This is a genomic window from Chitinispirillales bacterium, assembly GCA_031254455.1.
Lineage (GTDB): Bacteria > Fibrobacterota > Chitinivibrionia > Chitinivibrionales > Chitinivibrionaceae > WRFX01.
On sequence record JAIRUI010000036.1, the window covers coordinates 1 to 8,443 of the forward strand.

Below are 8,443 nucleotides of genomic sequence, written 5' to 3' on the forward strand. Positions count from 1 at the left end.
GAATTTCCTTAATATAACCGGCGCTTGCGGCAACAATCTCAAAAATGTAGATGTACAAATTCCGCTTGGAACTCTTTGCGCCATTACTGGGGTTTCGGGAAGCGGAAAATCGTCGCTCATTAACCGTACGCTTTATCCGGCACTGTCGAAATTTTTCTATAAAACAAAAGACATGCCGCTGAAATACGAAAAAATCGACGGTATGAAGTTTTTGGATAAAGTGATAAATATAGATCAGTCGCCGATAGGTCGCACGCCTCGCTCAAATCCTGCGACATACACGAAGTTGTTCGACCAGATTCGCGATTTGTACGGCTGTCTTCCCGAAAGCAAAATTCGCGGATACGACAAAGGACGTTTTTCTTTTAACGTAAAAGGCGGACGCTGCGAAACTTGTCAAGGCGACGGTGTAAGTAAAATTGAAATGCATTTCTTACCCGATATTTTTGTGGAATGTGACGAATGCCGCGGCAAACGTTATAACCGCGATACGCTGGCGATAAAATTCAAAGAAAAAAGTATTGCCGACGTCTTGGGAATGACCGTCGACGAGGCTTTGGATTTTTTTAAATCGCTGCCTTCTCTGCGAAAAAAGATAGAGGTTTTGTCGCGTGTAGGTTTGGGATATATTCATTTGGGACAGTCCGCAACGACGCTTTCGGGCGGCGAAGCGCAGCGCATTAAATTAGCGTCGGAGTTAAATCGTCCCGCGACGGGCAAAACGATATATATTTTAGACGAGCCTACGACCGGACTTCATTTTGAGGACGTAAAAATGCTTATGAGCGTGTTGCAGGAACTGGTCGATTTGGGAAATTCGGTCGTAGTGATTGAGCATAATCTTGATGTTATTCGTAGCGCCGACTGGATTATTGATTTGGGGCCAGAAGGCGGCGACAAAGGCGGAAACATAGTTGCCGTCGGCGCTCCGCAGGACATCGCGAAAAATCCTGAAAGCGAAACCGGAAAATATTTGAAATAAGGTTTGTAGATTTTTCTCCAAATCTTAAAAAGGCGGTTTTCTTTTGTAAATCAAATATTTCCAGACGCAATATTTTAATTTAGAGAAAATCGAAGCGAAAAAAAGTGAATTTTTACAGTACTGATACGACGGGTCCATATAGCAGTTTATATGACAGTTTTCGCAAATTTTCAATCTTCCCTGTAATTTTTTAAATTCTGCGATGTCTTTTGATTTAAGTATTTCCGGCAAATTTTTGTCGATGTTTAATTTTACTCTAAACTTGTGATAGCAGGGGAGAGCAAGCGTATTGTCCGGCAAAATAACGATAACGCCGTCAATCGCTTTGCATACAGGGTTTTTAACGTTATTCCCGCCTTTTTTGCGTAAAATCAAATGCGCGGCGTTCAAATAAACACCTCCTAATTTCGCGAATTTCTGCGCTTTTTTGTGCGTGTCGTCGGATATTAAATTTTCGCCGTTTGTTGAAAAAACCGGATCTAATATCAAAATAAGTTTGTTCTTTTTCGCTATTTCGTAAATTTCTTTAACACAGTCGATATTTTTATCGGTGTATGTGAATAATAAATCCGGGTAAAGTTTGTTTTTAAGTGCGGCGGAAATTGAATCGACGACGCGGTCGAACGATTTTACTCCGCGAATTTTGTCGTGAATTTCTTTTGTTCCGTCGATACTGAAATGCAATAAGTCGATTTTCCCGCTTAATTTTTCCGCATATTTCTCAAACAGAAGCGTGTTTGTCGTAACGCTCGTGATAAATTTTAATTTTTTTGCGATTTCAAGAAATTCGGACAGATTGGGGTTTAACAACGGTTCGCCGCCTGTGAAATCTACAAATTTTGCACCAATTTTTCGCGCCGCCGCCAAATTTTGCGAAACGTCTTCAAGCTTTGCGTTTTGATTCCCGCCCGTTTCCCAAATACTGCAAAATTCACATTTTGCGTTGCATTTGTCCGTTATATAGTAATGCAGTAGAAGCGGTTTTTTCATGTTTATGAATGAAGCAGAGTTTTTATCGCTTCGGCGATCATTTTAGCGGCTTCTTCAGATATACCTTCTTTTTGTTTTTGTAATATTCTTTTTGCCGTAACCCGCTTTTCTGCAAGGGCTCGCAAACGCGCAGGAAGTTGCGGGTTCACAGTTGAAGCTGCGGAAGCGGATGCGGACGCTGCGTTCTTGCGCTGCGTTCTTATACTTGGTTTCTTTACCGTCCTTGTAAATCCTTTGGGCGTCAAGTATTGAGGATGTTTGAAATTATTCATAAAAATCTCCTTTTATTATTAAGAATATATTATATTTATCGTATAAGTTTGTGAAAACTGAATGTTTTTGATATATAAACTTTTTAAGGAGAAGTCTTATGGCTGAATTGAGAAATGTAGGCGTTGGCGGTTTAGGTGTTAATGATAACACCATGCAGGATAAGTATTTAACTTTTTTGTTGGGCGAAGAGAGTTATGCGATTCCGATTCAGTATATATTGGAAATAGTCGGCATACAAAAAATTACCATTGTGCCCGACATGGTAAGTTACATAAAAGGAGTTATAAATCTTCGCGGTCAAGTTATTCCCGTTGTTGACGTTCGTCTGCGTTTCGGCATGACCGGAAAAGATTATGACGAAAGAACTTGTATAATGATAACAAAAATCGGTGAAATATCGGTCGGACTCATAGTTGATACGGTTGAAGAAGTTCGTGATATTACGCCGGAGTTGATCGGAGCGTCTCCGAGAATAGCTACCGCACAAAGCGGAGATTTCATACAAGGTATTGCAAGAATCGGCGACGAAGTCGTTATCGTTCTTGATGTGAGTAAACTTTTATACGCTAACGATTTGTCGGCAGCCGCTTCCGCCGGAGTATAAGAAGGGATAAGCGGAAATTGCGTTGGTTTTTGCGTTCTAAAATTCACAAAGCAACGGTCACGGAAGCGAATTTGGAGTATGTCGGCAGCATAACCATAGATAAAAATCTTATAGATGCCGTTGGCATAGCGCCGTATGAAAAAGTTCAAGTCGTCAGTAATACTTCTGGGGCGCGGCTTGAAACTTATGTTATAGCCGGCGAGGCGGGGAGTGGAGTCATTTGTATGAACGGCGCAGCCGCCCACCTTATAAAAAAAGGAGAAGAAATAATCATTATGGGTTATGAACTCCTTGATGAACCGACAGCTCCAAAAATCATTCTTGCCGGAAAAAATAATTCCATCCAAAGATATTTGTAATAGGGGATTTATATAGTAGTGGTATCGTGTATCCTAATAATCCATACTCTATAAGCCGATTTTCAGGATTATTTAGGTTTATTTTATTGTTATATTTGATTTGGGCATATATACAAGTTTCACCAACGGCAAATTGTTTTCTCTTTTGTTATATATTTAGTCGCTCTCTTGATTTTTTAAGTTGAAATTAGGTATATTGCAATTATTACTTAAGGAGCGAATTATGCTTAGATTAGGTGAGGAATTTCTAACTATTGCTAAAATAATATTAGCCGGTATTGTTATAGGAGACGTTTTCGGAGACGGTGAAGTTCGTTATAGTGCAATTATTGTAGCTGCATTGCTTTGGATCGTAGGATTTATTCTTGTAGAAATAAACAAAGGAGGAAAGAAATGAGTGATTTTACTTTATTTGGTTTTTGTGTCCCCGTGTTTGTGTTTGGTTTTTTAATTGCGATATTTGTAGAGAAACGAGAAAAGTCAAAAAAAGAAATTAAAACCGTTTAACCTCTGTAAAACATAAAATAGGCTTTATTCGATTTCCCGGAAATCTCTCAATTATTTTGGTGCGAATTGTATTTTAATATCGTTTAATTGCTATATAAGAGGCGGCAATAATTGAATTACGGAAAATTTTCGGTAAATAACAGCGTATTCCTAAATATTTTGATGGCGACCGTGTTTGTGTTCGGCGCGGTTTCACTAATTCGATTGCCTAAAGAGGCGATGTCCGACATATCGTATAACTGGGGAATCATTATGGTTTATTACCCCGGAGTATCGGCGATTGACGTTGAAAAAAGCGTGACGGCAAAAATCGAAAACGAAATTTCAGATGTAAAAAAATTGAAAAAAATTATTTCGCTGACGCAAGAAGGGCTTACATATATGATGGTTGAGTTTGACGACGGAATTTCCGACGACGAATTCAGAATCAGATTCAGCGATTTGCAAAAAAAAGTGACGAAAGTACAACTTCCCGACGGCGTACTTGATCCGTATGTTACAGAAGTATCCATTTCGGAATTCATGCCGGTGATTCAACTTAATATTGAAAGGGACTCTTCTCTTTCGGAAGAACATATCAATGTTATAGCCAGAGCTATAAGAGACGATTTGTTGAGCGTAAAAAACGTTTCTACGGTTCAGATAATCGGCGGGCGCGACAGAGAAGTCGAAATTGCGGTGAATCGCGAAATAACCGAAGCGATTGGAATAAACGTTTCGGAGATTGTAAATGCAGTCCAAAACAGACATGTTTCAGTTCCCGCAGGAGTGCTTAAAACCGCTGCCGAGAATTATTTTGTACGCACTGAGGGAGAAATTGCCGACAGAAAGGATTTCGGTGAAATAATAATCCGTCAGCGTAACGGTTCAAACATTAAAATCCGCGATGTGGCGACGATAAGCGACGGACTAGCAAAATCCAATTACGATATGCGCTACAACGGCGGTAACGTTATTTCGTTTTCCATTTCAAAAAGTTCGCAGGGTAATTCTTTGGACGTGGTAAAAGCGGTAAAAGAAAAAGTTAAGGAATACGAACAAAAAAACAAAAATATTAAATTTTTCTGGTCGGGCGACACTACAGTTCAAATACTTGATACTCTCAAAGTACTTGGAAACAATGCTGTCGGCGGAGTCATACTTTTGTTTTTGATAATGTTTTTGTTTTTGGGATGGCGAAACGCTTTGGTTTCCTGTATTGAAATTCCGCTGACTATGGCTGCGGTTTTTTGGGTTATGCAGCTTTACGGCGAAACGTTGAACGGAAATACGATGTTTGCATTAGTTTTGGTTTTCGGGATGCTTGTGGATCATTCGATAGTGATTTTGGAAAGTATGTATCGCTATGTTCAAAACGGGAAAGACAAAATTTCTGCGGCGATTGAAGGGACGAACGAAGTTGCGACTCCGGTTATCTCCGCGACGCTTACTACAAGCGCCGTACTTTTGCCGCTTGTTCTTCTTCCGGGAATTATGGGAAAATTTATGCGTCCGATTCCGATTTTAATATCGCTTGCGCTTATAATATCGACTGTTTTTGCGCTGCTTTTTATTCCTATGCACTTTGCGGAATTTGGCGATAAAGCAAATAAAGAGCCTGATTGGTTTGTAAAGTTTCGTGATTTTTTCAGGAAAATCATCACGGCTTGTTATGCTCATCGAATAAAAGCGCTTTTGTTTACGCTGCTTTTTATGGTAATCGTTTTGGTCGGTTCGTCTCCGTTCGTAACGGCGCAGCTTTTTGACACGGAAATGTTGTCGTATTTCACGATAGACGTTGAATTAGTGAGAGGTTCGAGCAGGGAAAAAACGAACAAAATCGTTGAACAAATAGAAAAAAGGATTTTGCCGCTTATCGGAAACGGCGAAATTGACGGCGTGTCAACGTCGGTCGGCTATCAGGAAACCGACAGGCAATGGAACAGCCGCGATAATATAGCGCAGATAAAAGTTTTGATCGCCGAGAGAAGCGAAGGGCGTAAACGCGGTATTCCCTCAATAATGAGGGATGTCGAGAAGTTGTGCAAAGGGATTTCTGGTGCGGAGAAAATAGAATTTCATACTATTATGGGCGGTCCTCCGGTTGAAAAACCGATTTTGGTTCAAGTAATAGGCGACGATTTCGACGAAATGGTACAAGTCAGCGACAGAATTCAGCGCAAATTGGCTGCATACAAGGATTTACATAACATTTCCGACGACTTTGAGAGAGTATCTCCCGAATTGGCTGTCAAAATAAACGAACAGGCGGCGGCTCAATATGGGCTTTCGGTCGCCCAGATCGGAAGTTTTTTACGTATGGGAATCGAAGGCGTCAAAATTGCGACTTGGTTTGATAGTAATGACGAGGTAGATGTCGTTGTGCGTTTTGACGACGCTTCAAAATCGTCGATTGAGCAGATAGAAACACTCAGAATTCCTACGGCGCATGGCTTATTTGTGCCTTTTTCGGCGGTTGCGCGGCTTATTCCAAATAACGGTATCGCTCAGATAAATCGTATCGACAGAAAGCGAACGATAAAAATTACCGCCGACATTTACGATAAAGCGAGCGTTGTACAGATTAACAAAGAAATAGTCGAGTGGTTTAACGAAGAAATTGCAAAAAATTATCCGACGACAAAAATTTCACTTGAAGGCGAGTTTGCGGAATACAGCGATATGCTCGGCGGACTTATTCCGTTGTTTTTCTTTGGAATGTTTTTGTTGTATTTGATTCTTGGAACTCAGTTTAAGAGTTATTTACAGCCGTTTTTGATGTTTTTCTCAATTCCTTTAGCGGGAATCGGCGTAGTTTTGTTTCTTGCAATTTCCTCAACGCCCGTTTCTGTCGTTGTTTTGTTTGCGATCGCCGCGTTGGCGGGGATTGCCACAAATGACGCGATAGTACTGATTTCTTACATAAATCATTTGCGAAAAACCGGATTCGACACGTCGCAAGCGGTTATTGAAGGTACAATAATTCGTCTTCGTCCGATAATTTTAACGACCGTTTCGACAATGGGCGGACTTATTCCTATGGCGGTGGGAATCGGCGGGAAATCGCTTACATGGATGCCGATGGCAAGCATAATTATTTTTGGACTTATATTTTCTACCGTCGGTTCGCTGCTGATAATACCCTGCGTTTACGGAGTTATGGACGACGCGGCGAGAAAATTCGGTGTGAAAATGCGTTTGGAAGGTGAATAATTGCTGAGTTTTGAAGAAGAAATTAATTTGTTTTATTCGCAAAAAAAAATAAATAAAAATTGCGAGAAAATATTAGAATTGCTTGACGAAAAAAATGATTTGGAATATCTGGCTAAAGAATCGCAGCGACTGACAAAGCAGTATTTTGGAAGCGCGATAAAACTTTTCACTCCGCTTTATATTTCAAATTATTGTACTAACGGCTGTGTGTATTGTTCGTTTCGCAGGGAAAATAAAATCGTGCGTAAGCAATTGAACGAGCGTCAAATTCACGAACAGTGCGAAAGAATTGCAAAGACCGGATTGCGGCAAATTTTGGTTTTGACGGGTGAAGCGTCGAAATTCACGACTTTTGAGTACGTCAAAAATTCGCTGAAAATAATTTCGCAGTATTTTTCATCGCTGAACGTTGAAATTTATCCGCTTGAAATAGAGCGGTACAAAATTTTGAGTGAAGAAATCGGCGTTGACGGAGTAACGATGTATCAAGAAACATACAATCGAAAACTTTACGAGAAATATCACCTGTTCGGCAAAAAAAAGGACTATTTGTGGCGCTTAAACGGGCTTGCAAGGGCAAGCGAGGCGGGAATGCGAAACGTTCAATTAGGTGCGCTTTTGGGATTGGACGACCCAAAAACCGAACTTTTGGCGCTTGCGCTTCATATCGATTGGCTTCAAAAAAATTTCCCCGAAACCGATGTGAGCGTCTCTTTTCCGCGAATACGACCGATTGAAAACGGCGCTAAATACGATTTTTTTGAGGTAAGCGATAAATTTTACGCAAGAATTATTGCGTCGTTTCGGATAGTTTATCCGAATTTGTCTATTACGCTTTCTACTCGCGAAACTAAGAAAATGCGTAACGGACTTTTGAACTTCGGCATAACCAAAATTTCCGCCGGCGTTTCTACTGCGGTAGGGGAGAGCAAAGACAGCGGCTCACAATTTGAAATAGCCGACGAGAGAAGCGTCGATGAAATTTGTCGATACTTGACTGAAAACGAATTCCAAGCGGTTTTTCACGATTGGAATTTTGAGTTGCTTAGATGAAAACTTTACCTTTTTTCTCCGTCATTGCGAACGCTCCGATTTTAATGTTAACAATACATTTATTCGTATAAACCCAAATTGTCCATTAGCCCATTTTTCATTTATTAGGGACTTATATACTCTTTTCAAAACTCATTGAAAAATGAAACAAGAGTAAAGATTCTCCTGTTAACATCATTTTCTTTTTTCTCTTTCTCCTTTAATTTATTTAAAAAGTTTACGAGTAAGCCATAAATGATCTCTGTAAAAAAATTTGTATTTCGCTTGGTTCAATTGTTTGTGGAATTCTTTCTAATTCGTTTTCGTCAATAATAGAGGTGTTCACAACAATAAATTAGACCTCTTGCGAAATCAATAATTTTTAAATTGATTATGGATTTTTCTTGTTTGTTTTTTAAATTATATTATTTTCCACTCTATGAAATACGAAAACATAAAAAATTACTCCGACGCTCAATTTCGTCGGATCACAGGTTTGAAACG

At 39.8% G+C, this 8,443-nt stretch carries 8 protein-coding genes; 6 read left to right on the forward strand and 2 right to left on the reverse strand.

Annotated elements, in window-relative coordinates; genetic code table 11:
• A partial coding sequence (locus LBH98_02660) for a hypothetical protein (protein ID MDR0303659.1) occupies positions 1-982 on the forward strand: 982 nt, incomplete at its 5' end.
• A gap of 24 nt (positions 983-1,006) precedes the next feature.
• Here the strand turns inward: LBH98_02660 and LBH98_02665 are convergent.
• Together LBH98_02665 and LBH98_02670 are read right to left on the reverse strand one after the other, a co-directional pair.
• Positions 1,007-1,972 (reverse strand): radical SAM protein, encoded by a 966-nt coding sequence (locus LBH98_02665; GenBank protein MDR0303660.1) that lies wholly within the window; start codon positions 1,970-1,972, stop codon positions 1,007-1,009.
• A 2-nt stretch (positions 1,973-1,974) separates the two neighbouring features.
• Entirely contained in the window at positions 1,975-2,244 is a 270-nt protein-coding gene (locus tag LBH98_02670) for a hypothetical protein (protein MDR0303661.1), read from the reverse strand.
• Between the two features lie 98 nt (positions 2,245-2,342).
• On the opposite strand from LBH98_02670, the gene LBH98_02675 reads away from it, so the two are divergent.
• The 5 genes from LBH98_02675 to thiH all read left to right on the forward strand — a co-directional run bounded on the left by LBH98_02675 (position 2,343) and on the right by thiH (position 7,960).
• Positions 2,343-2,849, forward strand: coding sequence for a chemotaxis protein CheW (locus LBH98_02675; protein ID MDR0303662.1), 507 nt, complete (start codon positions 2,343-2,345; stop codon positions 2,847-2,849).
• 17 nt (positions 2,850-2,866) lie between these two features.
• Positions 2,867-3,208, forward strand: a complete 342-nt coding sequence (locus LBH98_02680) for an aspartate 1-decarboxylase (protein ID MDR0303663.1) — start codon at positions 2,867-2,869, stop codon at positions 3,206-3,208.
• A 223-nt stretch (positions 3,209-3,431) separates the two neighbouring features.
• A complete protein-coding gene (locus LBH98_02685; GenBank protein ID MDR0303664.1) occupies positions 3,432-3,605 on the forward strand; it encodes a hypothetical protein in 174 nt (57 codons plus the stop codon).
• Between the two features lie 221 nt (positions 3,606-3,826).
• Positions 3,827-6,907: an efflux RND transporter permease subunit gene (locus tag LBH98_02690; GenBank protein ID MDR0303665.1), complete on the forward strand. Its 3,081-nt coding sequence runs from the start codon at positions 3,827-3,829 to the stop codon at positions 6,905-6,907.
• A complete protein-coding gene (thiH, locus tag LBH98_02695) occupies positions 6,908-7,960 on the forward strand; it encodes a 2-iminoacetate synthase ThiH (GenBank protein ID MDR0303666.1) in 1,053 nt (350 codons plus the stop codon). It begins immediately after the preceding gene.
• The last annotated feature ends 483 nt before the right edge of the window (positions 7,961-8,443 follow it).